We start from the raw sequence: 26,457 nt of genomic DNA, 5'->3' as shown, positions 1-26,457 counted from the left end.
CAAGCTAGTGCAGCCCGGTAATGACCGGGTTTTTTCATGAAAACGTTTAAAAGAATGCCATAATAATAAGTTATGTGATTTGGTCAATATGCTCTAGCAATGATTGTTAACTGGACGAATAGCCGTGCGAACCGTTTAAGTGCATTACCTCCCTACGTTTTTGCTCGTCTCGATGAACTAAAAGCCCAAGCGAGGGCGCAAGGAATTGATTTAATCGATTTAGGAATGGGCAACCCTGATGGTTTAGCCCCCAAACCCGTCATCGAAGCAGCTAGAGAAGCTTTCGCCCATGCACCTTTTCATGGCTATCCCCCCTTTGAAGGAACAGCTAGTTTTAGGGAAGCAATTACAGCATGGTATCAACGTCGCTACGGTGTAGATCTCAATCCTGATAATGAAGCCCTACCTTTACTCGGTTCTAAGGAAGGATTAACCCATTTAGCCCTAGCTTATATTAATCCTGGTGATGTCGTACTGGTTCCGAGTCCCTCCTATCCGCCACATTTTCGAGGCCCGTTGATTGCAGGTGCTACATTATATCCGATTATTTTAAGTGCGAAACAAGACTGGTTAATCGATATAACCCAAATTCCCGATGAAATTGCCCACAAAGCAAAAATTCTCTATTTTAATTATCCCAGTAACCCAACAACAGCCACCGCGCCCAGAGAATTCTTTGAAGAAATCGTAGCGTTTGCCCGTCACTACGAAATTATGTTAGTCCATGACTTGTGTTATGCTGAACTCGCTTTCGATGATTATCAACCCACTAGCTTACTAGAAATACCTGGGGCTAAAGAAATTGGCGTAGAATTTCATACCCTCTCTAAAACCTATAATATGGCAGGTTGGCGTGTGGGTTTTGTCGTGGGAAATTCCGATATTATCCAAGGGTTACGGACTTTAAAGACCAATTTAGATTACGGGATTTTTTCGGTTCTGCAAAAAGCGGCGGAAACGGCTTTACAATTACCCGATGAATATGTTAAGCAAGTCCAAGATCGTTATCGTCAACGCAGAGACTTTTTAATCAAAGAATTTACTGAATTAGGTTGGGACATTCAACCATCAAAAGCAACCATGTATCTTTGGCTTCCTTGTCCAGTGGGCCTCAATTCGACTGATTTCGCCCTCGATGTGTTGCGTAAAACTGGTGTCGTTTTAACCCCTGGTAATGCTTTTGGTGAAGGTGGCGAAGGATACGTGAGAGTCAGTTTAATTGCTGATGTTGATCGCCTTGGTGAAGCTCTCCAACGCATCCGAGACGCAGGAATCCGTTACAATCATTAAGAGCGTTGCTGTAGTTTCCGATAAACATCTCTAAGATCCACATCATGATAGGCCAAAGCGACCAAAGTATGATAGAACAAGTCAGCGACTTCTGAAGCGATCGCATCTTGATCATCATCTTTACACGCCATGACGACTTCAGCTGATTCTTCCCCAATTTTTTTCAGAATCTTGTTGTCTCCCCCTTCAAACAGTTTGCAGGTATAAGATTCGGGTTTGGGGTTAACTCGACGATCGACTATCACGCGATACAATTGGGATAACATATCAGCCGATGGTGGAATGATTTGACCTTCAATCTGATGAAAACAGCTTCTTTCACCCGTATGACAAGCAATATCACCAACTTGCTCGATCAACATCAATAAAGCATCGCTATCACAATCGTAGCGAATCGAATGGACTTTTTGCAGATGTCCCGATGTTGCCCCTTTGTGCCATAATTCTTGACGCGAACGACTCCAGTACCAAGCTTCTCCAGTTTCGAGGGTTTTAAGAAGGGATTCTGAGTTCATCCAAGCCATCATTAATACTGTACCATCTAAATAATCTTGGGCAACAGCAGGAACTAACCCCTGTTCGTTGTAGCGAATTTGATCCAACGGAATAGCATTGATTAAAGCAGACATAATTCTTGGGGGTTTCAATTTAAAAAAATTTGCTCACAAATCATTATAGATTCTGATCGCGGAAGGCGGTCATCGCAGGCACCGACTTTAAAAGTCGGTGTACCGATAACTTTCATTAACGCGACGTTGATCAAGCCACTGTTGTAAAATAATGGTTGCTGCTTGACGATCAATCGCGCCTTTATCTCTAGTCGAAAAACGTTTTTGTCTTTTTAGCTGTTCTTCGGCTTCAACTGAGGTTAATCGCTCATCAATATACTCTAAAGGCAATTCTAAAGCGTTGGCTAAACGTTGGGCGTATTTTTGGACTTGTTTAGCTTGAGTACCGATCGTACCATTCATTGCATAGGGTAAACCGATCACTAAAATTTCTGCTTCCCTTTCGTCTACTATTTTTTTAAACTGTTCTACATCATTGGCAAAAGACGTTCTAACAACAGTGGTTAAACCCGTTGCAAATAATCCTAAACCATCGCATCCTGCAACACCTATCCGTTTACCTCCGATATCCAACCCCAGGGCTGAGATTTTTTTCATTTTGATTTTTAAAAGGGTTGAGCGATCGTACTTTTAAACCTAAGCTAATTATATGATTCTTGCCAAACAAGTTAAACTGAAAAGATAATCCTAAAAAACCTCGATACGGTTTAATGAAAATAAGTCGAGCCAGATCCTAACCCTAAAAACACATGGCCAATTTACATCAATATGAGAGTCAGCAACTACATACCCCTGGCTCAATTCAACCCTATGGTATCTTATTTTCGTTGACTGAACCTGATCTCAGGATTACGCACGTTAGTCAAAATATCCAATACTTTTTAGGGATTAAACCGCAAAATCTCCTCAATCAACCTCTGAAGAAGCTTCTAAACCCTTCACAACTTCAAAACATTAACCAGACGCTTTCTCAGACAACGAGAATCAACAATTCTCACCAAATCTCTCTCACTACATCTGCGGGAACCAAAGAATTTCATGGCATCGCCCATCGTTTAGCAGATACGATTACTGTAGAATTAGAACCGAAAACTGTTGAAGAATCGGAAAATTTACCTGATTTTTTTGCTTGGGTGAGTAATGCGCTAGCTAATTTACAAAAAACCTCAAGATTAAAAGAATTTTTGCAGTTAGTCGCGTCTGAAGTCAAAAATATTACTCAATTTGACCGAGTAATGGTCTATCAATTTGACTCACAAGATGCGGGTGAAGTGGTTGCCGAGGCTAAAAATGAAAATCTTTATCCCTATCTAGGTTTACACTTTCCTGCACCTGATATCCCTCCAGAGTCGAGAAAGCTCTACTTAGAATGTCGTCTGCGATACATTCCAGACATGACCGCCCCTCCTATTGATATTCTAGCCGCTCCAGATGCTGCACATAGCCAAACGCTGGATCTCACTTCAGTCAGTCTTAGGAGTGTTGAATCTTGTTGTGTGGAATATCATCACAACATGGGTGTTGCTGCACTTTTAGTGATTTCTTTAATTAAAGATGGTAAACTTTGGGGGTTAATTTCTTGTCACAACTACACCCCCAAAACTTTACCCTATCCTGTACGAGTGGCTTGTGATTTATTGGGACAGTTTGCCTCATTAGAATTAGCTAATAAAATCGCCCAAGAGGAATTAGACGATAAAGTCAAATTACAATCGCTACACTCGGAAGTTCTAGAAGTGATGGCCAAAAAAGAGAATTTCAAAGATGCTTTATTATCTCCCGAATTGGGCTTACTAAAGCTGGCGAACGCGCAAGGGGCTGCAATTAGTTTAGATGATGAAATGGTGGTAGTCGGGAATACCCCTAGTCAAGAAGCAATTAATCAATTGATTGAATGGATTGAACCGCAAATCAATGACAGTCTTTTTTATACCGATTCTATTTCTAAATTATATCCAGGAGCCGCTTTTTATAAAAATGTGGCTAGTGGGGTTCTGCTGTTACGCATCTCCCAAACCCGACGTTACTATATTATCTGGTTTCGTCCTGAAGTGATTCAGACCGTTAATTGGGCAGGTAATCCTTTAGAATCAATACAAGTGGGGGCGGATGGAAACTTGGTAATGTCTCCGAGGAAGTCTTTCGCACTCTGGCAAGAAACAGTCCGTTTTGTCTCTAAACCTTGGAAAAACAGTGAACTTGAAAGTGCGATCGAGTTTCGCAATGCGATCATCGGTTTAATCTTAACTCAGGCTGATGAATTAGCCAAGTTGAATCAAGAGTTAGAACGTAGTAACTTAGAACTTGCTTCCTTTGCCTTTGCTGCTTCTCATGATCTCAAAGAACCTCTTAGAGGGATTCACAATTACTCGGTTTTTTTGCTAGAAGATTATACAGATGTTCTCGATGAATTGGGAATTGAACGCTTACAGACACTAGTGCGTTTAACCCACAGAATGGAATCTTTGATTGATGTTCTACTGAAATATTCGCGTTTAGGACAAGCGGAATTAAATTTAGAAACGCGCAATCTTAATTTCTTACTCGAACAAGTGATTAATGTGTTTAATGTCAGTTATAGCGATCATGATTTAGAAATTCGTGTGCCTCGTCCTTTACCGATAGTTCGTTGTGATTCGGTGTTAATTAGTGAAGTGCTTAGTAATCTACTTAGTAATGCTTATAAATATAATAATAAGACAGAAAAATGGGTAGAAATCGGCTATTTAGATCCCCAAGCGCAAGTCGAAAAAAACTGGATCGACGAAGTACAAGCTTTAGACGCACCACCTGTATTTTATGTCAAAGATAATGGCATCGGTATCCGCGATCGTCATCAAGAAACTATTTTCCGACTCTTTAAGCGACTCCATGCACAAAATAAGTTCGGTGGTGGGATTGGTGCAGGTTTAACGATTACTAAAAAAATTGTTGAACGACACGGCGGATTAATTTGGGCTGAATCTGTCTACGGAGACGGTACAACATTCTACTTTACGCTACAATCTTATAGTATAAAAAGCAACTAAACTTTAATAAAAAAATATAAAATAATACAATGATAATCATTCATGATCAACCTTTGCTAGTGGCAGAGGACAGCGACGAAGACTTTGCAGTTTTCCAACGCTTCATGAGGCGATTCAATGTTCAAAATCCCATTTATCGATGTTCTGATGGCGATGAAGTTCTCGATTATCTCTACCAAGAGGGAGAATATAAAAGTGAAATTGATGCACCACGTCCGTCAGTGATTCTCTTAGATCTCAATTTACCCGGTTTAGATGGTCGTGAATTGCTGAAAAAAATCAAGCAAGATGAAAGTTTTAGGAAAATTCCGATCGTTGTTTTTACTACATCTTCTAATCCTGATGATATTGAGTTATGTTATCAAAGAGGCGCAAATGGCTATTTAATTAAACCAGTGGGAACACCAGAATTACAAAAAACGATACACTCATTTGTCAATTTTTGGCTGGAAACGAATATCCCACCTAATTTTCAATCCAGTGAAACAATTAGATAACTTTACCGAAAAATTGGGTTTAAAGCCCCGTCGAATGGAGACGGCTTTATTCTTCTATTATATTTTTTATCTACAACTTTTTGTAATAAAATAGCTTTATGCTAATTAGAGAGGCTAAGCTACTAAACGGGACAAAAGAGCAATACTTAGCTCTTGATGAAGCTATTCGGACTGCCCAATTTATTAGAAATAAGGCGGTTAGATACTGGATAGATAATTCCAGAGTGAGTAAAGCCGATTTGTATGGGCTGTGCAAAGCAAAGACATAGCTAAAGAGTTTCCTTTTGCCAAGAAGTTAAACTCATCAGCTAGACAAGCTAGTGCCGAAAGAGCATGGCAGGCTATTTCTAGTTTTTATACTCGTTGCAAGAAGAAGGAGAAGAAAAAGGGATACCCTAAGTTCAAAAAAAATACTCGCTCGGTCGAGTACAAAGTATCAGGATGGAAATTATCAAATGACTGCATGAGTATTGCGTTTAGCGATGGTTTTAACATTGGTACTTTGTCTTTGTATTGTAACTTTGAAACACGAGAAGACTTATTTAGACTTAAGATAAATCGTGTTCGTGTTGTCAAAAGAGCAGATGGATATTATGCTCAATTCTGCTTCGATACAGACCGATCTGAACAAGGAGAATATACAGGTAACGTTATTGGTTTAGACTTAGGATTAAAGTATTTATACAAAGACCAAAATGATAACGCGGTGGTCTACCCTCAGTATTTAAGGAAGTCTGAAAAACGACTAAAAAAACTACAGAAGCGGTTAGGTAGAAAATTTAATAAGGACAAGAAACCTCAATCAAATAACTACCATAGAACAAGAAAAAGACTCTCGGTACTTCACCTAAAAATCCAAAGGCAGCGTAAAGACTGGGCGATTAAGCAAGCTCGGTGCGTGGTTCACTTCTCAGATGTGATTGTCGATGAGGATTTAAAAGTATGTAATCTGGTTAAAAATCACCACTTGGCTAAGTCAATTTCTGATGTTAGTTGGTATCAGTTCACAACTTGGTTAGACTACTACGGGAAAATCTGGAATAAAGCAGTGGTATCGGTCTCACCTAACTACACATCTCAAGATTGTTCTAACTGTGGTCATCGAGTTAAGAAAAGCCTTAGCACTAGAACTCATTCATGTTCTGTATGTCAAACAGAAATTTGTCGTGATAAAAATGCGGCAATTAATATTTTAAAAAAGGGCATGAGTATTTTAGGAATGGAATGGCAAAACAGCGAAAAACGCGGTCTTGGGGTCTCCCCAAGTAAAGCGATTTTTCAAGACAGTACCTTTGGGCAAAAGGAATCTGCCTCTACCGAGGAAAAGCATGGGGAGAAAACCGCCTCTGCTATTGAAGGGAAACCTAATATAGTAAGTGGATTTCTGTGAACCATGAATAAGAATCTCCGCCGTTCACGGCGTGAGAGTATGTCAAATTTTGATAAGATTTTATTCAAACTTATACAAAATATGAAACAATTTAAAACAAAGGTTGACATATTCAAACCATGCTGTTATGAACTACAGCCAAACGCTTCTGATAGTTGATGATTGTACAGAGGATCGAGAAACGTATCGCCGCTATCTGTTGAAAGACCAACAACAGTCATATTGTATATTGGAAGCAGATTCGGCTGAGGAAGGTTTGAGTTTATGTCATAAGGTCGCTTGCGATGTCATTCTACTCGATTTCCAACTGCCTGAAATGAATGGCTTAGAATTTCTTGATGAATTAAGGAAAACTCATCATACCCTTCCTGTGATTATGCTAACCGCTTTTGGCGATGAAGCGATCGCAGTTCAAGCCATGAAAACTGGAGCGCAAGATTATTTAGCCAAAAACCATCTAAAGTCGGATATCCTACAATTAGCAGTACGAAGTGTTTTAGAAAGATCTCACTTACAGACTCAACTCAAGAAAACTCAAGAAAGACAGCGTGTAATTGCAACCATCGCCTTAAGAATTCGTCAGTCGCTAGATTTAGAACAAATTTTAATCACTGCTATTCTAGAGATCCAACACCTGCTAAACTGCGAACGAGTGGTGATTTGTCGGTATGAGTCAGCAGCCAATAATTTATTAAACATTGATTGGCATAGTTTAAGTGTCAAAGAACAAAAAGTTTGTTATCAGTTAAATTCTGAGGATAATAGACATAGACTTGCTGCTATCTGCGAAGTGGGTTCAAATAATGGTCGTTCTAATGGTCAAATTTCTAAAAGCATCAATACTAATTTAGAAATTCCTATTATTGTCGGTTCTTTCAACCAATCTAAACCGATACCTTGGGGTTTTTTAGTCGTGTATCAATATTCTAAGTCAAGACAATGGCATTTAGAAGAAATTGAAATGCTGCAAGAAGTCTCAGTACAACTCGCTTTAGCCATTCAACAAGCTGAACTTTTATCCAAAACCCAAGTGGCATTAGAAGAAGAAAAAAAACTGAACGCCTTAAAATCCCAAATTATCGCCACCGTTTCCCATGAATATCGAACACCCTTAGCAGCTATACTCGCAGCTGCCTCTACACTAAAATTACATGGAGAACAGTTAGAAAGTATAAAACAGCAAAGATTTCTCCAACTGATTGAAAACAAATCAAGATATATGTCACGATTGGTTGACGATATGTTAACCCTCAGTCGTTTTGAGCAGCAAAAAGCCGATTTTAATCCAATTCCTCTAGATTTACCGCAGTTTTTCGCCTCTCTTGTTGAAGAATATCGGCAAAACACTAACCAACATCAAATAAGTTTAAAACAAACAGGCAATTTTGAAGGTTTTAGGGCAGATCACAAACTATTGAAAAAAATCTTTGATAATTTGCTCTCCAACGCCGTTAAATACTCTCCAGATGGGGGGAAAATTGATATTAATCTGATTGGGCAAGCTTCACAAATTCTAGTTCAGATTCAAGACGAAGGCATCGGTATTCCCGAAGATGAACAAAGCAGCATTTTTCAATCTTTCCGTCGTGGCAGTAACATTGATACGATTCCTGGTACGGGCTTAGGATTATCGATCGTTCAAGCGAGTATCGAATTACATGGTGGTGAAGTTTTGCTGAAAAGCCAGTCAGGAAAAGGAACTCAAGTCACCGTGAACTTACCAAAACATCTACGTCAAGAGTGAAACATAGAGTTTTATCTTAGGTTGGCTAATAAATATTAAATTTTCTTGAATAATTCTCAAAAATATCTTAAGATTTTCTTTAGATTTGAAAATCACCTTATACCCTCGACTCATCCAACTTTAGGAGGAAGAGTTTAATGAAACCCAATCTGTTAAATCAACTTTGGCGTATTATCGATGAAACACCAACCCACATCCTATTAAATCTTGATGTTAGAGATTTAGTAGAACAAATGCTCTCAAAGTTGGACAACCTTAATTCCCTGACTCCAGAAGAAAGTTATTAGTTCGTGATTATATTCAAAACAAAACCCCACTCATTCGAGATTTAGCCTACGATCGCTTGTAAGAATTTTAGACTAAAAAAACAGTTTGCAATACATCTAAACTGCTGTAAGTAAAATTTTTTCATTGTATTAAGCCATAGTAGATGTATGACCGAAACATTGTGGCTTGATCAAACTGTATTTTTAATAAATTCATCAAGATAGAGATAAAAAGCAACGAATTTTATTAAAGATTTAAGAGGATTATTATCTCTACCTCTCTCAGATGTCTATAATTATCACAAGAATTGATAAATAAAGCCCTATCGTCAGCTACAAGGCTTAAATGGCAATTAGATAACAAACTTGATAATTTATATGACATCGATCAAAACACTGATTTTATCCTCTGTTTCTACGGCATTATTAGCAACGCCCAGTTTAGCCTTTGGTCAATTTACCGTAGAAGATATAGAAGGTGCAGTTGATATCTACTCTAATGTAAGAATCACTCATACGGATGATAGTCTTTATTTCAAAGCATCTGACAGCGAACTAACACTCATCATCAACAAAAAAGATTGCAAAATGGAAAAAGCGATCCAAGTTTGCAGTACGGGAAATGTCAGCGTTAATACCTATGGTGTTGATGAATCTTTAGACGTTGAGCAAATATAAAACTTCATTAAAAACCTTGCCCGTAGTCTTATTAAAATAAGTTCAGGTGGGCAATGATTTTTAAAACATTAATCAATATTTTTGAGAGATTAAAGCTGATCTTACGATTAAGAATACAGATTTTTTGCTCAACACCTGTAAAAATAAAAAATACTTGTTTGTTAGTCATTACCCCCTAGTCAAGACAATGACAAATGCTTCTGAGATCCCGCTACTCCATCTTTTAAATAACCGCTATCGAGTGATTCAAGTATTAGGTGAGGGTGGTTTTGGCCAAACCTTTTTGGCAGAAGATACACATATGCCCTCTAAGCGTAGGTGTGTAGTAAAACAACTTAAACCCATCAACGACAATCCAAAAATTCATCAACTGGTACAGGAGCGTTTTCAAAGAGAAGCGGCGATTTTAGAAACATTAAGCGAGAGTAATGCTCAAATTCCTAAGTTATATGCTTATTTTGCCCAGGGAGATCAGTTTTATTTAGTAGAAGAATGGATTGAAGGAGATACCCTGACTCAAAAACTTCAAAAAGAAGGTCTACTAAGTGAAAACGTTGTCAGAAAGATTTTAAGCCAAATTTTGACGGTAATAGATTATATTCACCAAAAAACTATTATTCATCGTGATCTTAAGCCAGACAATATCATATTGCGTCAACGAGATGCTAAACCTGTTTTGATTGATTTTGGTGCAGTCAAAGAAACAATGGGAACTGTACTTGATTCTAAAGGAAAAACTGAGCATTCGATTGTTGTGGGAACACCTGGATTTATGCCCTCTGAACAGGTATCAGGACGACCAATTTATTCGAGTGATCTTTATAGCTTAGGGTTAACTGCAATTTATCTATTATGCGGGAAATTTCCACAAGAACTAGAGACCGATCCTAGTACTGGTTCACTACTTTGGCGCAACGATACACCACCAGTAAGTGACGCTTTTGCTGCTATTTTGGATCAAGCCATTCAACTACATCCCCGCGATCGCTTTACCACAGCACGAGAAATGCTTCAAGCGTTGGGTCTAAATACAGTTACCTCTTCCCCAGTTCCTACAGTTGTTTCTCCTCCAACTCCTTCTGAAATCAAGACTATTGCTGTTGCCCCTGCATCTAAGTCCATAACTACTCAGATTTCATCATTACAAAGTCCTTCCGCACAAGGAAAGTGGAAAAAGGCTGTAATTATCGGTGGGCTGATTGGGGGGTCAATTCTAGCTAGTACATTTGCTTTGAGAACACCCCTTCTGAATGTTTTACAAGAAGATTCTCAAGAACCGAAACAAACTGCATCTAGCCCCACATCTGAACCTGAACCAACGCCAAATTCAACACCAATTCAAACCATCCCTAGCCCAACTCAGCCCACTATTACACCAAAAGATCCTCAACCCTCTCCAGAGCGTCCGAATTTTACAAATGCGGTGATTGTAGGAAGTCCTGGGAAGAAAAATATTCGATCTGGCCCTGGAACTAACTATCGTCAAAGACATATTGCTTACCCAGGGGATCGGGTTCAAGTGATTGGCTCTGAAACCGATCAAGGTGGCTACCGTTGGTACAAGATTTATTTTCCTAAATCGAAGGCTGAGGGCTGGATTGCGTCTCAATTGCTGATGATCGATGGTCAAAGTGTATCCCCCCAACCCACACCAACCGCAACAAGTAGTACAAATGCAACGATTATCGGGAGTCCAGGTAGTAAGAATATTCGGACGGGGCCAGGAACGAATTACAGAGCGCGACATATTGCCTACCCAGGGGATCGGGTACAAATTATCGATCAAGATTACGATCAAGGGGGTTATCTTTGGTATAAAGTCTATTTTCCCAAGTCGGGGGCTGACGGTTGGATTGCTGCACAATTAATTAAAGTGGATTAAACCCTATTAGCGAGGTTGTATGAAATCCTTAGCCAGCCTGAAACTGATACTGATCAGTCTTATAACCGCTTTAGTGATCGTTGGACTTGGGATCAGTCTTCAACTCATGCTGAGACCGCCTAACTCTCCTCAAGTTCCTGCTACGGTACCCACGCCACCTCCTGTTATTAGTGCATCGCCAATTGTTCCGACTCCTATAACGCCAGATTTACCGCCAGTTCTACCACCGCGCCCCCTAACACCTCAGCCTCCACAAATTCAATCGAACTCAGAAATTCCACCCGTTGTTACGCCATCCCCCCCACCCGCATTACCTCAAATACCTACTCAGATAGTCAGTTTGTATGGTCATCTCCCCTATCAAGAAGACGAGCCACAGCGTTTAGTACAAGTTGGTTCTTATTACAATCGGATCGAGTATTTAGATATCGAAGCAGCAGAAGCATTCAATCGCATGAAGTTAGATGCTAAAACCAATGGAATAAGTCTTAAATTAATTTCAGGATTTCGCTCGATTGCTGATCAAGAACAACTGTTTACTAAGCAGATTCAACGACGAGGGAGTAAGGAAGCAGCATCCAAACTAAGTGCGCCTCCAGGTTATAGTGAACATCATACGGGTTATGCGATCGATATTGGCGACGAACAACAACCTAATACTGATCTTAAGTTTGAGTTTGAAGATACGGAGACCTATCGCTGGTTAACTGCTTATGCAGGCAATTATGGCTTTGAATTGTCCTTTCCACGTAATAATTTTCAAAAAGTTAGTTTTGAACCTTGGCACTGGCGATATGTTGCGTCTCCTCGCTCTCAGCAAATTTTTGCAACGGCTAGAAGTTTTTTACACTAAAATTTTGACTTGACAAAAAAACACCTGTAAGCTTACTAAAGATAATTTCAATAAGACTAACAGGCGATTTTTAAGATTATTTAGATTCAATAGAGCCGATTAATGATTAACGTATTATACGCCTACCATTTTCTTTTCCATTTGCTCTCTGCTCCAGAACCGACCTTGTGCGATCGCTTCGATAAATTTTTGTCCGATACTGTGCATATCGCTACCGTTTTGACTGGTGACAATTCCATTATCAGTGTGAACTTTTCCGTTAGAGCCAGCCTTATCAAAGTTTACGCCTTTAAGATGGGCTTGTTTGAGTAGCTCAACCCCTTCGCCCACTGCTGCGATTGGTTTACAATGTTTGAACGCCTCATGAACAAACTCGATCGCATCATCTTTATTCACTAGCATTTCTACGCTTTGTTTGCCACCTGGAACATACACCGCGTCAAACATAACTGATGCAGCCGTGAGGAAGGTCTGATTAACTTCGATTTCTTGACCGTCAGCACTTTTAATTGTTCCTTTAAACTCGGAGACAATTTGAGGTAATACACCCGCTTGTTTTAAGAGTTCTTTCATCTCCATTATTTGAGAAGAATTGACCCCATCCGCCGCTAAAATAGCCACTTGACGAGTTTTAGCCGATTTCTCCATCTTCTCTTTCATTTTTTCCATACTGACGGCGGGCGAACTTTTCCCGTGATTTTCGGTCGCTGCTTTAGTGGGGGCGGCAACACCAATACCTTTAGCCACGAGTTTAGCCAATTCGTGATCTACTTGATTAAATAACTCGACCATCCGTTCCCGAATTGCGAGGGTTTGTACTTTACCTAACTCAAAGTGAGCCGCTTTTACTAAATGCTCTTTCTCGATATCAGTCAGACTATTCCAGAACAAGGTTGCTTGGCTAAAATGATCTTTAAAAGTTTCGCTACGTTTACGAACCTTATTTCCTTCTAATTGTTCAGAGTAATGACTAAAAGCACTCATCCCTTCGGGTGTCATCATCGGACAACCACCCCCCAGAGAATTCGGGTAATAATTGGTACGTCCCTGTTTAATATTCGTCTGCATAAAACCGTCTTGTTGATTATTATGAACGGGACAGACGGGACGGTTAATCGGTAAGTGAGCAAAGTTAGCACCGAGACGATAAAGTTGCGTATCGTGATAGGAGAAGATCCGACTTTGCAGTAGTGGGTCGTCGCTAAAATCAATCCCTGGTACAACTCGTCCTGGATGAAAAGCAGATTGCTCGGTTTCGGCAAAATAGTTATCGGGGTTACGGTTTAAAACCATTTTTCCGACGGGTATAACGGGTACAAGTTCTTCTGGAATAAATTTAGTCGAGTCTAGAATATCAAATCCGAATTTCAGTTCGTCTTCTTCTTCAATGATTTGGACACCTAACTCGTACTCTGGATAATGACCCATTTCGATCATTTCCCAAAGATCACGCCGATGATAGTCTGGATCTTTTCCTGAAAGTTTTTGTGCTTCATCCCACACAAAAGAATGGACACCGAGTAAAGGCTTCCAGTGGAATTTAACAAAGCGTGCCTTACCTTGCTCATTAACGAAGCGGAAGGTATGAACCCCAAATCCTTGAATCATGCGATAGCTTTTAGCCAATGTACGATCACTAAGAAACCACATGATCATGTGCATCGATTCAGGGACTAATGAGATAAAATCCCAGAAATTGTCATGGGCTGATGACGCTTGTGGTATTTCGTTATTGGGTTCAGGTTTGACAGCGTGAATGATATCGGGGAATTTAATTCCATCTTGGATAAAAAAGACTGGAATATTATTCCCGACAAAATCATAGTTACCTTCTTCGGTATAAAACTTAATCGAGAAACCCCGTACATCTCGAACGGTATCAGCAGAACCACGAGAACCCCCTACATTAGAAAAACGAACAAATACAGGTGTTTTGACTGAAGGATCTTGCAAAAATTTCGCTTTTGTGTAATTGGCCATCGATTCATAAACTTGAAAATAGCCATGCGCTCCTGCACCTCTAGCATGAACAACCCGTTCGGGGATGCGTTCACGGTCAAAGTGGGACATTTTTTCTAAATGATGAAAATCTTCTAGGAGTGATGGCCCACGTTCACCCGCTTTAAGGGAATTGTCGGTATCACTAATACCTACCCCTTGGTTAGTCGTCATATATTCGCCTACTTCTTGGCGAAACGGCTCCATGTCTTTGATCTTGCTTTGTTCGTTAACTTGATGATTGTTCGGCTCGCTCATGGTGTTCCTCTTTCGGATTGCATCGACCTCTACTCTGACGGAAATCGAAACTATAAAACCTCAACCAAAAGCAGTATTTTTTTAAAAGCCAAATTTATCCCAAGGTAGAATTAACTATTTGTTTAGAGACAAAACTCTTGAGAAGTATGTATAATTTACCAACTCAATAATAGTAAGTGTATTGTTGAAGACACTAAGCCAATTAATAAATTATTTCACTAATTATTAGCATATTAACCTCGCATCTATTATCCATCTTTTGGCTTATTAATAAACTAACTTCGTGAAAATGGATTAATTATTTGAGGTAATGGTTAGCACGTTAGCCCTGTTGTAAATCACTGCGTAGGCAATTCATATTATAGAACGCTTACGCAGCTTTTAAATTATTACTTCAGATTCATTGCATTAGACAATTGGCGTTTAAAAACGTAGCTTGCTCCTAATATACCTAAAGTCAAAACTCCAAAGGACGAATTAGGTTCGGGAACGGGGCAGACTTGTTGAAATGTAACAGATCCTCCATGAGGATTCATGGGTAAAGGGCCACCCGTTGGCGAACAACCTCGTGATACGCGTGGTGGAGGTGGATTACCAATCGGCGTTGATGCAATATACCATGTTTGTCCAGTTTGAGTAAAAGTGTCAATCAATAGACCAGGAGGGGGAGGAGTTAAGGAGATTGTAGGCGAAGTCCATGCTGTACTGGGTAGAAAAGTATTGGTATTGTCTTCAAGTCCATCCCCTTCTAAATCGGTCACTTGATAGGAGAGAGGTTGCCCAGTTGTAGCAGGAAGAAAGTAGGTAAAGTCTGACGGCCCACTCGGCACAATTCCGCCCACAATAATATCAAAGTTAGCAATTGGAGGAATGAAAACGGGATTGGTAGAGGTATAGTTCCCCACTAGACGCAGAACCTCAACATCATCAGGAATATCAGGGTAAAGGGTAAATGCTGGAGGTGGTGTTGGCCCGTTTAAATTAGCATTCTTAATCGCACTACTACCTAAATCATAGGTTGTACCATCTGTTCGATAGCCGGTTGCTGACGTAATCTGAAAAGTTCCTTCTGTAGAAAACCCTCCATTTAGAGGAATTGAAGGTGGTGGAACTATTTGCAGTGAATATCCCCAAGCTGGAATCCCAGTTAGAGAAAAAGCTACAGCAAGTAGACCTGTATATTTCAAAGTAGTAACAAAGTTCATTTTGTTCATATTTTATTCAAAAAAGTTAAGTTCTTGATAGACAAAATTAGAGCTATTTTTTAGCTCAAAGTATTTATTTAATCAAGATGTAATAGATATAGCAAAATAGTTTTCAAATGTCAAAACAATATCAATTTGTTTGATTTATGTATGAATACAAGCTTTAAAGCACATAGAATGTATAAGTTTCTTTTTTCTTAATTAATTTTTAAAAATGTCAAAATAATATGATCTTTATGAACTTTAAATTTAAAAAAAGTTATAAATTGATATTTTTTAAGTTTTAAAATTTGATTTTTCAACTGAATGTCTTTACAAAGCAAACAGTAAAGCTTGTATTTTTTAATACAAATATACTAGGAAGCATCAAAAGTAGCAAAACGAGAGGTACAGTTTGGTTAAAGAGCAATGTCCTTAGCCCAAAACATGAATTTATTGATTGAATAGCTTGGTGTTTCTACCTGAAAGTAGATTACGATAAACCTCCCAAGATAGAGGCATAAATGAGGGTTTAGCCAGAAACTGAGTAATAACTTGAGTGTTTAATGGGAGGGCTTTTATCAATATGCAGCTTAAAGAAAAAGTAGCTGTGATCAGTGGGGCTGGATCGGGAATAGGTCGTGCCACAGCCTTATTGTTAGCGAAAGAAGGTGCTAAGGTTGCAACCATTGATCGCACTCCTAAAAATAGTCAAGAAACTGTTAATCAAATTCAAGAACAAGGAGGCGAGGCGATCACGGTAGAGGGTGATATATCTCAACCAGAAAAAGTACAACAAGCTTACGAACAAATTTACCAAAAATGGGGACGCATTGATCTTGTTTTTGCTAATGCGGGAATTAATGGCGTTTGGGCTCCAATTGAAGATTTAGATCCTCAAGAATGGGATAAAACGATTTCCATTAATCTTACTGGAACTTTCCTAACAATTAAATATGCAGTGCCTTACTTAAAGAAACAAGGTGGGGCTATTGTCATTAATTCTTCGGTTAATGGAACACGGATGTTTAGCAATACGGGTGCTACAGCCTATTCTTCTACGAAAGCGGGACAAGTTGCTATGGCGAAAATGTTAGCCGTCGAATTAGCCCGTCAAAAGATTCGGGTTAATGTGATTTGTCCTGGAGCGATCGACACTGATATTGATGATAATACGGATCATCAGAATTTAGACAAAGTTGAAATCCCCGTTGAATTTCCCGAAGGAGAGATCCCCTTAACGGGAAAAAACCCAGGAACTTCCGAACAAGTCGCTCAATTGGTTTTATTTCTTCTTTCTGATAACTCTAGTCACATTACAGGGACAGAAGTTTGGGTCGATGGTGGTCAATCTTTACTAGAAGGGTGAAGTTGCTATTCTGTCAAGTCAATTTATCGAAAATTAATTCCTCGCAGTTCATTTTAAAAAATCTATTATTCAGTCACGGGATGTTATGCCACAGTATTTCGGAAAATTACAAACAAACGAACAACCTTGGTCAGTCATCGAACCTATTAAAGGAATTGAAAAAAGCGAGCGCTCTATCGATTTTCATTGCGGTAAATCACTGTTTAAAATTAGTATACTTGCATCCAATTTAATTCGAGTTCGTTTAGCCCCTACTGGCGAATTTCAGCCGCGACGTTCTTGGGCTGTTGCAAAAAAAGATGGCGACTGGAACAAAACACCTTTTGAAGTTACAGAACAGAATGAAAATATTAGTATTCAAACCGAACAGATCAAAGTTACCATTGAACGCAACCAAGGACGGATCGAATGTAGCGATCATAATGGTCAGCCATTTGCCTGTGATGCCGAAATTGGGATGGGTTGGCATACTGGGGCAGTTGCAGGATGGAAAATAATCGAACCCGATGAACATTTTTACGGGTTTGGGGAACGGACTGGACTACTTGATCAACGCAGTGAAATTAAGACGAATTGGACAGTAGACTGTATCGATTACAATTCTCTCACCGATGAAATGTATCCTGCCATTCCATTTTTTATGGCATTACGTCCCAATTTGTGCTATGGGATTTTCTTAAATAGTACCTATTGGAGTCAATTTGATATCGGTGTGACTAAACTAGGGATCTGGAAAATGGAAACCCGTAGCCCAGAATTAGATTATTACATCATTTACGGGACAGAACCCTCACAAGTAATACAAACGTATACAGAACTAACTGGACGCATGACCTTACCGCCGCGTTGGTCATTAGGTTATCATCAGTCACGTTGGGGATATGATTCAGAAGATGTGGTTCATGAGATCGCCCAAGAATTCCGTAACCGTCAGCTACCCTGTGATGTCATTCACTTAGATATTGATTATATGCGCGGCTATCGGGTCTTTACTTGGAGTCCAAAACGTTTTCCTCATGCAGAACAACTTTTAAGTCAATTAAAAACAGAAGGGTTTAAAGTCGTTCCCATTGTCGATCCGGGGGTAAAATATGAACCAGAAGCAGACTACGCTCCATTTGATGAAGGGATAAAAAACGATTATTTTGTCCGTAAGCCCGATGGACAACTGTTTCATGGTTATGTCTGGCCCGAAAAAGCCCTATTTCCAGATTTTATCAACCCTGAAGTCCGAAAATGGTGGGGAGACAGTCATAAAGTTCTAACCGATGCAGGGGTTGCAGGTATTTGGAATGATATGAATGAACCTTCGATCTCAGACCGTCCTTTTGGTGATAAAGGTCAAAAAGTTTGGTTTCCATTAGAGAGTTTACAGGGGCCAGCTGATGAACAAGTCACCCATGCAGAAACCCATAATATTTACGGTTTGATGATGGTGCAAGCTTGTTATGATGGGTTGTTACATTTACGTCCGAATGAACGCCCCTTTTTATTAACTCGTTCGGGTTATGCAGGGATACAAAAATGGTCTTCGGTTTGGATGGGTGATAACCAAGCAACTTGGGAACATCTGGAACTATCTTTACCGATGCTATTTAATATGGGTTTATCGGGTATTCCATTTGTTGGCTGTGATATTGGTGGGTTTGCAGGAAATGGTAACGCAGAACTGTTCACTCGTTGGCTACAAGTCGGTATGCTGTATCCCTTTATGCGGGCGCATTCAGCGATGTCTACAGCCCGTCGTGAACCATGGGTTTATGGTCAACGTATTGAGGATATTTGTCGAGAATATCTTAACTTACGTTATCGTTTAATCCCTTATTTATATACGCTGTTTTGGCAAACGACCCAAACAGGTGCGCCGATTTTCCGTCCGCTTTTGTATGATTATCCTAATGATCTCAAAACTTATCAATTACACGACCAAATTCTGTTAGGTTCTTCTTTAATGGCTGCACCTGTCTATCGTCCTGGGGTAGAATATCGAGCAGTCTATCTACCCGATGGTGTTTGGTATGATTGGTGGACGGGTACATCGTATGAAGGTAATAGTCATATTTTAGCGGCTGCACCTATAGAAACAATGCCACTTTATGTCAAAGCGGGTTCTATTATTCCGCTATATCCCGTCAGACAATACATTGATGAAGATATTCCCACAGAATTGACGATAAAAGTCTTCCCTGGTGAAGGTGAGTTTACTTTGTATGAAGATGATGGTCATACTTTTGAATATCAACAGCAAGCATGGGCTACTACACAATATCGGGTTTCAATAGAAGGAGACAATGTTATCGTTGATATTAGTCCCCGTGAAGGTTCTTTAGTCTTAAGCGAACGTGAAATCATTGTGGATGTTGTTGATAAAGGGAAACAACGTTTTACTGATGATGGAACTGCCCGACAGTTAAGATTTTAACTATGATCTGTATTCTCATGGGTGTTTCAGGCTCAGGTAAATCAACTATTGGTCAACTGTTAAGTCAAAAACTCGGTTGGCCTTTCTACGATGGCGATGATTTCCATCCCAGAGAAAATATCGCTAAAATGCGTCAAGGAATTCCATTAACCGATGAAGATCGACGATCTTGGCTATCTACCCTACGCTCACTCATTGAACAAAATCAAAACGCCATTATCGCTTGTTCTAGTCTCAAAGAAAGTTATCGAGATTATCTAGAAGGTGAGCGTACTGATATTGTTTGGATCTATCTTAAAGGTAGCTATGAAGAGATCTTAGAACGAATGCAACACAGACAAGGACATTTTATGCAACCCCAGATGTTGCGATCACAATTTGCCACTCTTGAAGAACCCAAAAACGCTTTAGTGATTGATATTTCTCTACTTCCTGAAGAAATTATTGATCGCATTGTTAATTTATTGGATTGAGAAAAGATGTAAAAACTAATCGTCATTGTCTTGCTCTCTTCTTTCCCTATGATCACGCTGATCTTCTCTAATCTTATCCTTCTTTGGCTTCCAGTCCCGCTCATTCTGTCTTTTCTTAGGGCGATAGATAATGGTCTGATTGATGACCTGATAAACTTGATTATTAGACCCAGATACACTGACCGTCTGGTTGCTACTTTGAACAATTCTAACGTCAGCATAAGATGGTAGAGGAAAGATCAGAGCGATCAGACTCAGAAAACTAAATTGTCTAAACATTTTTATTTCACCTCAAGAATTAAAATTTGATTTAATCGGCCATTCCCACCCGTCTGTTGCTGGAGGCGAATATCTTGACTATCGAATTCGATCATGACGGAATCATCGACTGGATAGTAATTACCCGTGATGGCGATCGTATTTTTTCCGACTCTTAAATAACGAGCGAGATCCAGTCTAGTGTTAGTATTTTTAAGAGAATGGATAACTCTTCTATTTAAGGTAATCCGACCTTGAATTGAAGTAAAATTACTCGCCCTAACACTCAGCCAACAAGGACGTTTTAAAGTGGCAGCATCAATTTGATAGGTAGTCACTTGCTTCTGCTGTTGAACTTGTACGGTTAGGAAATTGGCTGGAGACGGCTGCACTGTAGATAGAGATGATATTACCAGTAGTAAACTAGAGACAGCCGCTATTCCCAAATAGTGAGCATCCATAATCTAGCCTTATTTCAGTTAGTATTTTTCCCGATACTGAGCCGAGGGATCGTAAACATCAATACCCACATTAGAGCGTATTTGTAGGGTAGAATCATCTAAGCGACCAGATTGATTCTGACTGCCTTGCTGTTGATGGCGTACCCGTCTATGCTGTTCAACAGGAGTTGTCCCGCCGATATTGCCCTGAACTCCCGTCGTGACACTGGCATTTCCCCGACAACCAGGCTGGCTTTCCATCACTACGTCATTGCTACGTTTGGTGGGTTGCTTCGAGCCACTAATGTTATACTGAACTGAAACATCAGCCTGAAGACATTGGGCGGTAGTGGGCTGAGTTGTCCAAAAGCCCCCAACGAGGGTCATGACAAGTAGACCCCAAGAAATTTTACGCTTTTCCATCGCTAATATTCCTCTTGTTTACTAAAAATTCGGATCAGTTTAATAGCAGATTTCAGAAGTGCTTGTCTGTTGACTAGAGCGGACTTTAGAGTAATGCTGTCGGCTAGACTGACGGATCGTGTGTTGGCGCGCTCGCCTACTGCGATCCCAAGGGGGATCGCACTTCAGTTGATTCGGGCGAAGATAAGGCCGCCGACGATCGGGAAACCGAGAGGGTGAGGAATTGACTCGAACGCTACCAGTATCTATGTAAATACTGCCGTTTCGTCGATAGATATCCATATTTCTGGTTCGGACTTCGATGTCTTCTGCCGAAGCGATCGTACTCATCAATACAACAGTTGGCACGACTGTCAATCCGATGAAATACTTAATTTTCATAGTCTCGCCTCTTTAATTTTAGTACAGATTAAAGGAGGATTCCGATCACACAGTCGATACAGAGAAGGACGGGTTAAAAGCGGGGAACTCTAACAGTAAACCCGTCCTATTTTGGGTTAGAGCAAGGGAAAATTGAATCTTTTTACCTAACGTCTGTATCGAGTCCGCATCTCAATTTCCTGTCTGTTAACTTGGCGACCGACGTTCCGAGATCCTTCCTGGTATGAGTCTTGATAAAGATCCTGAACGGTACCAGTGCTGTTTACATCGTTGGTGCGATACCTATTTCTGTTGGAGGAAGAACGAATGGTCTGTTCACTTCGTTGATAACTGCGATTATTATCTCCGATTTGAGTATTCATCTGTTGGGTATTCTGCATATTCACCTCATCAGCTTTAACGGGCATTGCTAAAGAACTTAAAGTGGTGAGTGTTAGTAAACTGAAGATGACTTTTTTCATGATTGTTTTAATCCTTTGATGTAGCTGTTCATTCAGTAATTTCTTTAAAGCTACTTGATTAAAATTTTCATGTCAGTCCCCAAAAAAATAGAAACTAAACTCGTAATAAATAGAAAAATGTCGAAAAATGTAGATAAATTAATAAAAAAATCGAATAAATAGATTTGAAAGGGTAGCTTGGGAAGCTAAAAAGTACTTAATCAAAACCTGATGAAATAATTTCTCTAAGAGAACTACCAAGATGACTCGTTGTGAAAACATTAGCGGTGAATTAATCATGACAGCCGTTGTAGTGCTAGGGGCCTAAATTCCTCCTCGCTGAAGGTGATCCTAAATTAAGCGTGAATATTCTTAAACAACTCCAAATGACCTCTCACAGAGTGATAAGCTAACAAAGGCATGGAAGAAATTGTTACAGGAAAGAACATGACTGATTCAAGAATCCCTTATTTGCTACGTGCAGCAAGAGGAGAAGTTTTAGACCGTCCTCCCGTCTGGATGATGCGGCAAGCAGGACGCTATATGAAAGTATATCGAGATTTGCGCGATAAATATCCAAGTTTCCGCGATCGATCAGAAAACGCCGATCTTGCAATTGAAATCTCTCTACAGCCTTGGCGGGCATTTCAACCAGATGGCGTGATCATGTTCTCCGATATTTTAACTCCCTTAGCAGGAATTGGTATCCCTTTTGATATTATCGAAAGCAAAGGGCCCATTATTGAACCTGCCATCCGTACTCAAGAACAGGTTGATAATTTACACTCCCTAGAACCTGATGAGTCTTTATCGTTTATTAAAACGATTTTACAAACACTGCGTTCTGAAGTTGGGAACAAATCAACTGTTTTAGGTTTTGTGGGCGCACCTTGGACGCTTGCTGCTTATGCTGTAGAAGGAAAAGGATCAAAAACCTATTCTGTGATCAAAAGCATGGCTTTTTCTGAACCTTCAGTCTTACATCAGTTTTTAAGCAAACTTGCTGATATGGTAGCCACTTATGTTCGCTATCAGATCGATTGTGGAGCGCAAGTAGTACAAATGTTTGATTCTTGGGCAGGTCAAATGAGTCCCCAAGACTATGATGTATTTGCTTTACCCTATCAACAACAAGTGATCCGTCAGGTTAAAGAAACCCACCCAGATACCCCATTAATTCTCTACATTAGTGGTAGTGCAGGTGTATTAGAAAGAATGGGACAATCGGGTGTAGATATGGTTAGTGTAGACTGGACTGTTGATATGGCTGAAGCGAGACAACGTTTAGGGAAGCAGATGAAAGTACAAGGTAATATTGATCCAGGTGTCTTGTATGGTTCCCATAGCTTTATTAGAGAACGTATTTTAGATACAGTTCGCAAAGCAGGAAATCAGGGTCATATCCTAAACTTAGGTCATGGTGTTTTGGTGGGAACTCCCGAAGATAACGTCAGATATTTCTTTGAAACCGCTAAACAAGTCGATCAATTATTAGCTGTTCATGCGTAATCAATACGATATTATTTAATTGATTGTAGGGGTTTGTTCGTCAAACCCTCTATTTTTTGGGATAAGATTGTAGGGGTTTGTTTGTCGAACCCTCTATTTTTTAAATTAGAATGGCATGAAACGGATTTTTGTAACGGGTGTTAGTGGTTGTATTGGTCATTATCTCGCAGACGAACTGATCCAACAAACGGATCACGAATTATATTTTTTAGTTAGAAATCCCGATAAATTAAAATTTAACCATCAATCTCGCCCAAATATCCATATTCTAACGGGCGATCTGAAAGAAATTGAAAAATATAGCGATTTATTAAAAATCATTAATGTTGCGATCCTAGTGGCTACAAGTTGGGGAGGAAAGGAAGAAACCGAAGAAATTAATGTCACTAAAACGCTAACTTTACTGAATTTGCTAGATCTCGATGTCTGTGAACAAGTGATTTATTTTTCGACGGAAAGTATACTAGATCGCAACAACCAACCCTTAAAAGAAGCGGGAGAAATTGGTACAGACTATATACGAACTAAATATATCTGTCATTCTAAATTAAATCAATTGCCGATCGCTTCTAAAATCACCACGCTTTATCCGACTTTGGTTCTCGGAGGTGACGAAAAATACCCCTATTCTCATTTGTATGGAGGTTTACCCGATGTACTCAAATATGCGGATCTGATTCGTTGGTTTAAAGCAGATGGGAGTTTTCATTATATCCATGCCAAGGATATCGCACAAGTAGCCGCCTATCTTGTTGATCATCCTTTAAAAGAAACCGATAACCGAGATTTAGTCTTAGGAAATGCACCTGTAACCGCTAATGAAGCAGTTGAACAAATCTGTCATTATTTAGGAAAAAGAATCTATTTTCGGATCAATTTAACCAAAACTTTAGCCGACTTTTTTATCAAGGTGTTTTATATCAGAATGGCCGAGTGGGATCTATTTTTGATGGATTATCGTCATTTTACTCACAAAAATACAGTATCACCTGCTAGTTTTGGTTTAAAAAATTATTGTTCAACAATAGATGATGTTTTGGCTTTGCGAGGTATCCCTAGAAAAAGCTAAGATTTATTAACAAAATCACTGACCAAAACTCGTTTGTGTCAGCGATATCGTAGACATAGATGAAATTCGCACTTTTCGCTCACAAAACTACTGATTAAGCACGTTTTTGCGTTGATTAGGATCGCTTAGAACGACGACAACTTGCTCAATTAACTCTGGAGCAACTTTAAGTTCTTCAAGGGTTTTAACTAAGTCTTCGACGACGGCATCAAAATGTTCATTGTTTAAACCCATTCTTTCGACGAGATGCTGATGAGCTTTTCGCATCGACATTCCTTCGTAATGATTAGAACCACCCAAAGCATAGGACAGAAAGGCTGTTTGGTGTGCTTTCTGCTTCACCATATCCACACCAGCAAAAAAATGATTGATTCGGTTATCTTGTAACACTCGATTGTAAAAGTGCTCGACTGCTACGCGAACAGTTTCTACCCCACCTAGCTGCTCTAATACTGTATTTTTCGTATTCATGTTAGGCTCCTTTAGTAATAAGAGGTACACGCCATGCCATGATTGATACTGAAATTTTATCTCAACTGTTTTACTTTTAATTCTATTTTTTATTCATTCTTAATATAATTTTTAGCTAGGAAGTAAAAACTTTGATTATCCTAATTAATAATTGTCAGAGTTGAAATGCTGGATTTTAAGTATTTGCTGGTTACTCATTCATATTGCGATAAGTGGCTACAGCAGATGGCGAAATACGATTGAGATATCGGAAGATCCAATATTTTAAGATGGTGTCTAGAATGACGGGAAAAGTAGCAATAAAGAGAAAGTTAAAATCTCGACTTTCTGGTAACCCGAAATGACGCGCCACATTTTCTAGAATTACTTCCCAACCATGCGGGGAGTGAAAACCAACAAACATATCTGTCAAAAGAATAATCAAAAATGCTTTAGCTGAATCACTCAAATTATAGAGGATTCCATCTAAAAATGATTTAGCAATTTCGATTTCTCTTCTACTAAAAAAGATGACCACTCCAAAAGCAACAACGGAAGCTAGATCAGCAAAAACATTAGCGATCGCATCAGTTCCGCGATTGCGAAATTCTTCGGAAATTTCGGTAGCTTTCTGTTTCACTTCTGTTTCTATTTCTTCTAGAGAAAGTAGGGGAGTTTGTTGGATTAAATTTTTAAAATGTAAAGAGTCTTCAAAATGCTTTAATTCGACAAAAGCTTCTTCTTCATAATCTTGATTAATAAAAATGGCTTGTTCATGATTTTGAGCATATTGATTAACCATTGGATTAATCAAAAACGTTTTTGTTAATTGATGAATTAATAAAGGAACAATAAGCAACAAAAGTATAAGTTTGATTGACATCGCCGTTTGATAGCGAGAAGTTCGATATTTTTGTAATACGGCTTCTTCACTTTCTACAGACTTCGGATCGATATCTTGTTTGATCCTATTAATCGTATTTAAAAAAGAACGCGGTAAAACACCTGATTTATCGGTTACTTTTTGTAAGCGATTCATATCTTCATAATCAGGGTTATTTTCCATGAAATCAAACAAAGCGCGACTTTTTGCTGTCATATTTGTTTGTTTTCTAATGGCTGTCGAATTAAGCTGACTCACACGACTATCATGATTAACATAACTCTCTTTAAATCGATACTTAGCTAAAGTTTCATCAATTAATTGAAGCTTTTCAAACATCAGCAAATCAGCATTGATCGCATTTAACTCATCGTTACTATCTCTAATTCCTGAGCGAAAGTACGCTAAATTTGCTATAATCCCTATAAACCGACTCGTTTCATATTCGGCTTTTCTTATTTTAATAATTTGGAGAAAGCCGTTAACCTCTGTTTTAAAAGAAGCAACAATCGATGACCCATAACCAGAAAATTCTCCAGATACTTTCTGTCCATTAAAATATTTATTTTCAATATCTTTAATTTTTAAAGCAGCGCGATAAGCTTGATCTAATGCTCTTTCAGGAGTTTTAGCGTACCATTGAATAATTGATTGAACAATTTTTCCTAAACTCATAGCTCAATTAACATTTAACCTCGATCT

The 26,457-nt window shown here is 39.2% G+C and carries 25 protein-coding genes; 14 read left to right on the top strand and 11 right to left on the bottom strand.

From position 1 onward, the window contains the following. Positions 1 to 99: 99 nt before the first annotated feature. Positions 100 to 1,290: an aspartate aminotransferase gene (locus tag CFPU101_RS03225; RefSeq protein WP_206813901.1), complete on the top strand. Its 1,191-nt coding sequence runs from the start codon at positions 100 to 102 to the stop codon at positions 1,288 to 1,290. On the opposite strand, the gene hisIE is transcribed toward CFPU101_RS03225, so the two are convergent. Further along, complete coding sequence (hisIE, locus tag CFPU101_RS03220) at positions 1,287 to 1,919, bottom strand: bifunctional phosphoribosyl-AMP cyclohydrolase/phosphoribosyl-ATP diphosphatase HisIE (protein ID WP_206813900.1); 633 nt, start codon at positions 1,917 to 1,919, stop codon at positions 1,287 to 1,289. The two genes, CFPU101_RS03225 and hisIE, sit on opposite strands and share 4 nt — an antisense overlap. Before the next feature lie 87 nt (positions 1,920 to 2,006). After that, on the bottom strand, positions 2,007 to 2,456 hold the full coding sequence (gene ruvX / locus CFPU101_RS03215; protein WP_206813899.1) for a Holliday junction resolvase RuvX: 450 nt from the start codon (positions 2,454 to 2,456) through the stop codon (positions 2,007 to 2,009). Positions 2,457 to 2,608: 152 nt separating this feature from the next. On the opposite strand from ruvX, the gene CFPU101_RS03210 reads away from it, so the two are divergent. The 8 genes from CFPU101_RS03210 to CFPU101_RS03175 all read left to right on the top strand — a co-directional run bounded on the left by CFPU101_RS03210 (position 2,609) and on the right by CFPU101_RS03175 (position 12,198). Beyond that, entirely contained in the window at positions 2,609 to 4,888 is a 2,280-nt protein-coding gene (locus CFPU101_RS03210; RefSeq protein ID WP_206813898.1) for an ATP-binding protein, read from the top strand. A gap of 29 nt (positions 4,889 to 4,917) precedes the next feature. Beyond that, complete coding sequence (locus CFPU101_RS03205) at positions 4,918 to 5,385, top strand: response regulator (RefSeq protein WP_206813897.1); 468 nt, start codon at positions 4,918 to 4,920, stop codon at positions 5,383 to 5,385. A gap of 250 nt (positions 5,386 to 5,635) precedes the next feature. Continuing rightward, complete coding sequence (locus CFPU101_RS03200) at positions 5,636 to 6,775, top strand: transposase (RefSeq protein ID WP_242577741.1); 1,140 nt, start codon at positions 5,636 to 5,638, stop codon at positions 6,773 to 6,775. Between the two features lie 127 nt (positions 6,776 to 6,902). Further along, positions 6,903 to 8,519 carry an ATP-binding protein gene (locus tag CFPU101_RS03195; protein WP_206813896.1) on the top strand — a complete coding sequence of 539 codons (1,617 nt, stop codon included), beginning with the start codon at positions 6,903 to 6,905 and terminating at the stop codon, positions 8,517 to 8,519. Positions 8,520 to 8,656: 137 nt separating this feature from the next. Continuing rightward, complete coding sequence (locus CFPU101_RS03190) at positions 8,657 to 8,806, top strand: hypothetical protein (protein WP_206813895.1); 150 nt, start codon at positions 8,657 to 8,659, stop codon at positions 8,804 to 8,806. A 357-nt stretch (positions 8,807 to 9,163) separates the two neighbouring features. Continuing rightward, positions 9,164 to 9,463 (top strand): hypothetical protein, encoded by a 300-nt coding sequence (locus CFPU101_RS03185; RefSeq protein WP_206813894.1) that lies wholly within the window; start codon positions 9,164 to 9,166, stop codon positions 9,461 to 9,463. Between the two features lie 187 nt (positions 9,464 to 9,650). Beyond that, on the top strand, positions 9,651 to 11,345 hold the full coding sequence (locus CFPU101_RS03180; RefSeq protein WP_206813893.1) for a serine/threonine protein kinase: 1,695 nt from the start codon (positions 9,651 to 9,653) through the stop codon (positions 11,343 to 11,345). Positions 11,346 to 11,451: 106 nt separating this feature from the next. Then, positions 11,452 to 12,198: a D-alanyl-D-alanine carboxypeptidase family protein gene (locus tag CFPU101_RS03175; RefSeq protein WP_242577740.1), complete on the top strand. Its 747-nt coding sequence runs from the start codon at positions 11,452 to 11,454 to the stop codon at positions 12,196 to 12,198. A gap of 114 nt (positions 12,199 to 12,312) precedes the next feature. On the opposite strand, the gene CFPU101_RS03170 is transcribed toward CFPU101_RS03175, so the two are convergent. Continuing rightward, the gene (locus tag CFPU101_RS03170) at positions 12,313 to 14,454 is read right to left on the bottom strand and encodes a catalase (protein WP_206813891.1); all 2,142 of its coding nucleotides are present in this window, start codon (positions 14,452 to 14,454) and stop codon (positions 12,313 to 12,315) included. Positions 14,455 to 14,843: 389 nt separating this feature from the next. Continuing rightward, positions 14,844 to 15,668 (bottom strand): hypothetical protein, encoded by an 825-nt coding sequence (locus CFPU101_RS03165; RefSeq protein ID WP_206813890.1) that lies wholly within the window; start codon positions 15,666 to 15,668, stop codon positions 14,844 to 14,846. Between the two features lie 556 nt (positions 15,669 to 16,224). Here CFPU101_RS03165 and CFPU101_RS03160 point away from each other — a divergent pair. The 3 genes from CFPU101_RS03160 (at position 16,225) to CFPU101_RS03150 (ending at position 19,902) form a co-directional block, all read left to right on the top strand. After that, positions 16,225 to 17,007, top strand: coding sequence for an SDR family NAD(P)-dependent oxidoreductase (locus CFPU101_RS03160; protein ID WP_206813889.1), 783 nt, complete (start codon positions 16,225 to 16,227; stop codon positions 17,005 to 17,007). 85 nt (positions 17,008 to 17,092) lie between these two features. Beyond that, positions 17,093 to 19,429 (top strand): glycoside hydrolase family 31 protein, encoded by a 2,337-nt coding sequence (locus tag CFPU101_RS03155; RefSeq protein WP_206813888.1) that lies wholly within the window; start codon positions 17,093 to 17,095, stop codon positions 19,427 to 19,429. Between the two features lie 2 nt (positions 19,430 to 19,431). Then, positions 19,432 to 19,902, top strand: coding sequence for a gluconokinase (locus tag CFPU101_RS03150; protein ID WP_206813887.1), 471 nt, complete (start codon positions 19,432 to 19,434; stop codon positions 19,900 to 19,902). A gap of 15 nt (positions 19,903 to 19,917) precedes the next feature. Here CFPU101_RS03150 and CFPU101_RS03145 read toward each other — a convergent pair whose 3' ends face one another. From CFPU101_RS03145 to CFPU101_RS03125, 5 genes are all read right to left on the bottom strand, one after another. Beyond that, positions 19,918 to 20,181 (bottom strand): hypothetical protein, encoded by a 264-nt coding sequence (locus tag CFPU101_RS03145; RefSeq protein ID WP_206813886.1) that lies wholly within the window; start codon positions 20,179 to 20,181, stop codon positions 19,918 to 19,920. Positions 20,182 to 20,183: 2 nt separating this feature from the next. Beyond that, on the bottom strand, positions 20,184 to 20,621 hold the full coding sequence (locus tag CFPU101_RS03140) for a hypothetical protein (protein WP_206813885.1): 438 nt from the start codon (positions 20,619 to 20,621) through the stop codon (positions 20,184 to 20,186). 18 nt (positions 20,622 to 20,639) lie between these two features. Beyond that, positions 20,640 to 21,023 carry a hypothetical protein gene (locus CFPU101_RS03135; RefSeq protein ID WP_206813884.1) on the bottom strand — a complete coding sequence of 128 codons (384 nt, stop codon included), beginning with the start codon at positions 21,021 to 21,023 and terminating at the stop codon, positions 20,640 to 20,642. A 39-nt stretch (positions 21,024 to 21,062) separates the two neighbouring features. Continuing rightward, positions 21,063 to 21,404, bottom strand: a complete 342-nt coding sequence (locus tag CFPU101_RS03130) for a hypothetical protein (RefSeq protein WP_206813883.1) — start codon at positions 21,402 to 21,404, stop codon at positions 21,063 to 21,065. 146 nt (positions 21,405 to 21,550) lie between these two features. Continuing rightward, entirely contained in the window at positions 21,551 to 21,865 is a 315-nt protein-coding gene (locus tag CFPU101_RS03125; RefSeq protein ID WP_206813882.1) for a hypothetical protein, read from the bottom strand. Between the two features lie 426 nt (positions 21,866 to 22,291). On the opposite strand from CFPU101_RS03125, the gene hemE reads away from it, so the two are divergent. Continuing rightward, positions 22,292 to 23,353: a uroporphyrinogen decarboxylase gene (hemE, locus tag CFPU101_RS03120; protein WP_206813881.1), complete on the top strand. Its 1,062-nt coding sequence runs from the start codon at positions 22,292 to 22,294 to the stop codon at positions 23,351 to 23,353. 115 nt (positions 23,354 to 23,468) lie between these two features. Continuing rightward, positions 23,469 to 24,422 carry an NAD(P)-dependent oxidoreductase gene (locus tag CFPU101_RS03115; RefSeq protein WP_206813880.1) on the top strand — a complete coding sequence of 318 codons (954 nt, stop codon included), beginning with the start codon at positions 23,469 to 23,471 and terminating at the stop codon, positions 24,420 to 24,422. A gap of 87 nt (positions 24,423 to 24,509) precedes the next feature. On the opposite strand, the gene CFPU101_RS03110 is transcribed toward CFPU101_RS03115, so the two are convergent. Continuing rightward, on the bottom strand, positions 24,510 to 24,893 hold the full coding sequence (locus CFPU101_RS03110) for a group 1 truncated hemoglobin (RefSeq protein WP_206813879.1): 384 nt from the start codon (positions 24,891 to 24,893) through the stop codon (positions 24,510 to 24,512). Positions 24,894 to 25,083: 190 nt separating this feature from the next. Further along, positions 25,084 to 26,430 carry a proton extrusion protein PcxA gene (locus CFPU101_RS03105; protein ID WP_206813878.1) on the bottom strand — a complete coding sequence of 449 codons (1,347 nt, stop codon included), beginning with the start codon at positions 26,428 to 26,430 and terminating at the stop codon, positions 25,084 to 25,086. Positions 26,431 to 26,457: the final 27 nt, after the last annotated feature.

This window comes from Chroococcus sp. FPU101 (assembly GCF_017312365.1).
Lineage (GTDB): Bacteria > Cyanobacteriota > Cyanobacteriia > Cyanobacteriales > Microcystaceae > Chroococcus.
This window is presented reverse-complemented; position numbering and strand designations above follow the sequence as displayed.

Coding starts and splice junctions, on each gene's coding strand:
- CFPU101_RS03225 (WP_206813901.1), top strand. CDS start 100: ATGATTGTTAACTGGACGAATAGCCGTGCGAACCGTTTAAGTGCATTA.
- hisIE (WP_206813900.1), bottom strand. CDS start 1,919: ATGTCTGCTTTAATCAATGCTATTCCGTTGGATCAAATTCGCTACAAC.
- ruvX (WP_206813899.1), bottom strand. CDS start 2,456: ATGAAAAAAATCTCAGCCCTGGGGTTGGATATCGGAGGTAAACGGATA.
- CFPU101_RS03210 (WP_206813898.1), top strand. CDS start 2,609: ATGGCCAATTTACATCAATATGAGAGTCAGCAACTACATACCCCTGGC.
- CFPU101_RS03205 (WP_206813897.1), top strand. CDS start 4,918: ATGATAATCATTCATGATCAACCTTTGCTAGTGGCAGAGGACAGCGAC.
- CFPU101_RS03195 (WP_206813896.1), top strand. CDS start 6,903: ATGAACTACAGCCAAACGCTTCTGATAGTTGATGATTGTACAGAGGAT.
- CFPU101_RS03190 (WP_206813895.1), top strand. CDS start 8,657: ATGAAACCCAATCTGTTAAATCAACTTTGGCGTATTATCGATGAAACA.
- CFPU101_RS03185 (WP_206813894.1), top strand. CDS start 9,164: ATGACATCGATCAAAACACTGATTTTATCCTCTGTTTCTACGGCATTA.
- CFPU101_RS03180 (WP_206813893.1), top strand. CDS start 9,651: ATGACAAATGCTTCTGAGATCCCGCTACTCCATCTTTTAAATAACCGC.
- CFPU101_RS03175 (WP_242577740.1), top strand. CDS start 11,452: ATGCTGAGACCGCCTAACTCTCCTCAAGTTCCTGCTACGGTACCCACG.
- CFPU101_RS03170 (WP_206813891.1), bottom strand. CDS start 14,454: ATGAGCGAGCCGAACAATCATCAAGTTAACGAACAAAGCAAGATCAAA.
- CFPU101_RS03165 (WP_206813890.1), bottom strand. CDS start 15,668: ATGAACAAAATGAACTTTGTTACTACTTTGAAATATACAGGTCTACTT.
- CFPU101_RS03160 (WP_206813889.1), top strand. CDS start 16,225: ATGCAGCTTAAAGAAAAAGTAGCTGTGATCAGTGGGGCTGGATCGGGA.
- CFPU101_RS03155 (WP_206813888.1), top strand. CDS start 17,093: ATGCCACAGTATTTCGGAAAATTACAAACAAACGAACAACCTTGGTCA.
- CFPU101_RS03150 (WP_206813887.1), top strand. CDS start 19,432: ATGATCTGTATTCTCATGGGTGTTTCAGGCTCAGGTAAATCAACTATT.
- CFPU101_RS03145 (WP_206813886.1), bottom strand. CDS start 20,181: ATGTTTAGACAATTTAGTTTTCTGAGTCTGATCGCTCTGATCTTTCCT.
- CFPU101_RS03140 (WP_206813885.1), bottom strand. CDS start 20,621: ATGGATGCTCACTATTTGGGAATAGCGGCTGTCTCTAGTTTACTACTG.
- CFPU101_RS03135 (WP_206813884.1), bottom strand. CDS start 21,023: ATGGAAAAGCGTAAAATTTCTTGGGGTCTACTTGTCATGACCCTCGTT.
- CFPU101_RS03130 (WP_206813883.1), bottom strand. CDS start 21,404: ATGAAAATTAAGTATTTCATCGGATTGACAGTCGTGCCAACTGTTGTA.
- CFPU101_RS03125 (WP_206813882.1), bottom strand. CDS start 21,865: ATGAAAAAAGTCATCTTCAGTTTACTAACACTCACCACTTTAAGTTCT.
- hemE (WP_206813881.1), top strand. CDS start 22,292: ATGACTGATTCAAGAATCCCTTATTTGCTACGTGCAGCAAGAGGAGAA.
- CFPU101_RS03115 (WP_206813880.1), top strand. CDS start 23,469: ATGAAACGGATTTTTGTAACGGGTGTTAGTGGTTGTATTGGTCATTAT.
- CFPU101_RS03110 (WP_206813879.1), bottom strand. CDS start 24,893: ATGAATACGAAAAATACAGTATTAGAGCAGCTAGGTGGGGTAGAAACT.
- CFPU101_RS03105 (WP_206813878.1), bottom strand. CDS start 26,430: ATGAGTTTAGGAAAAATTGTTCAATCAATTATTCAATGGTACGCTAAA.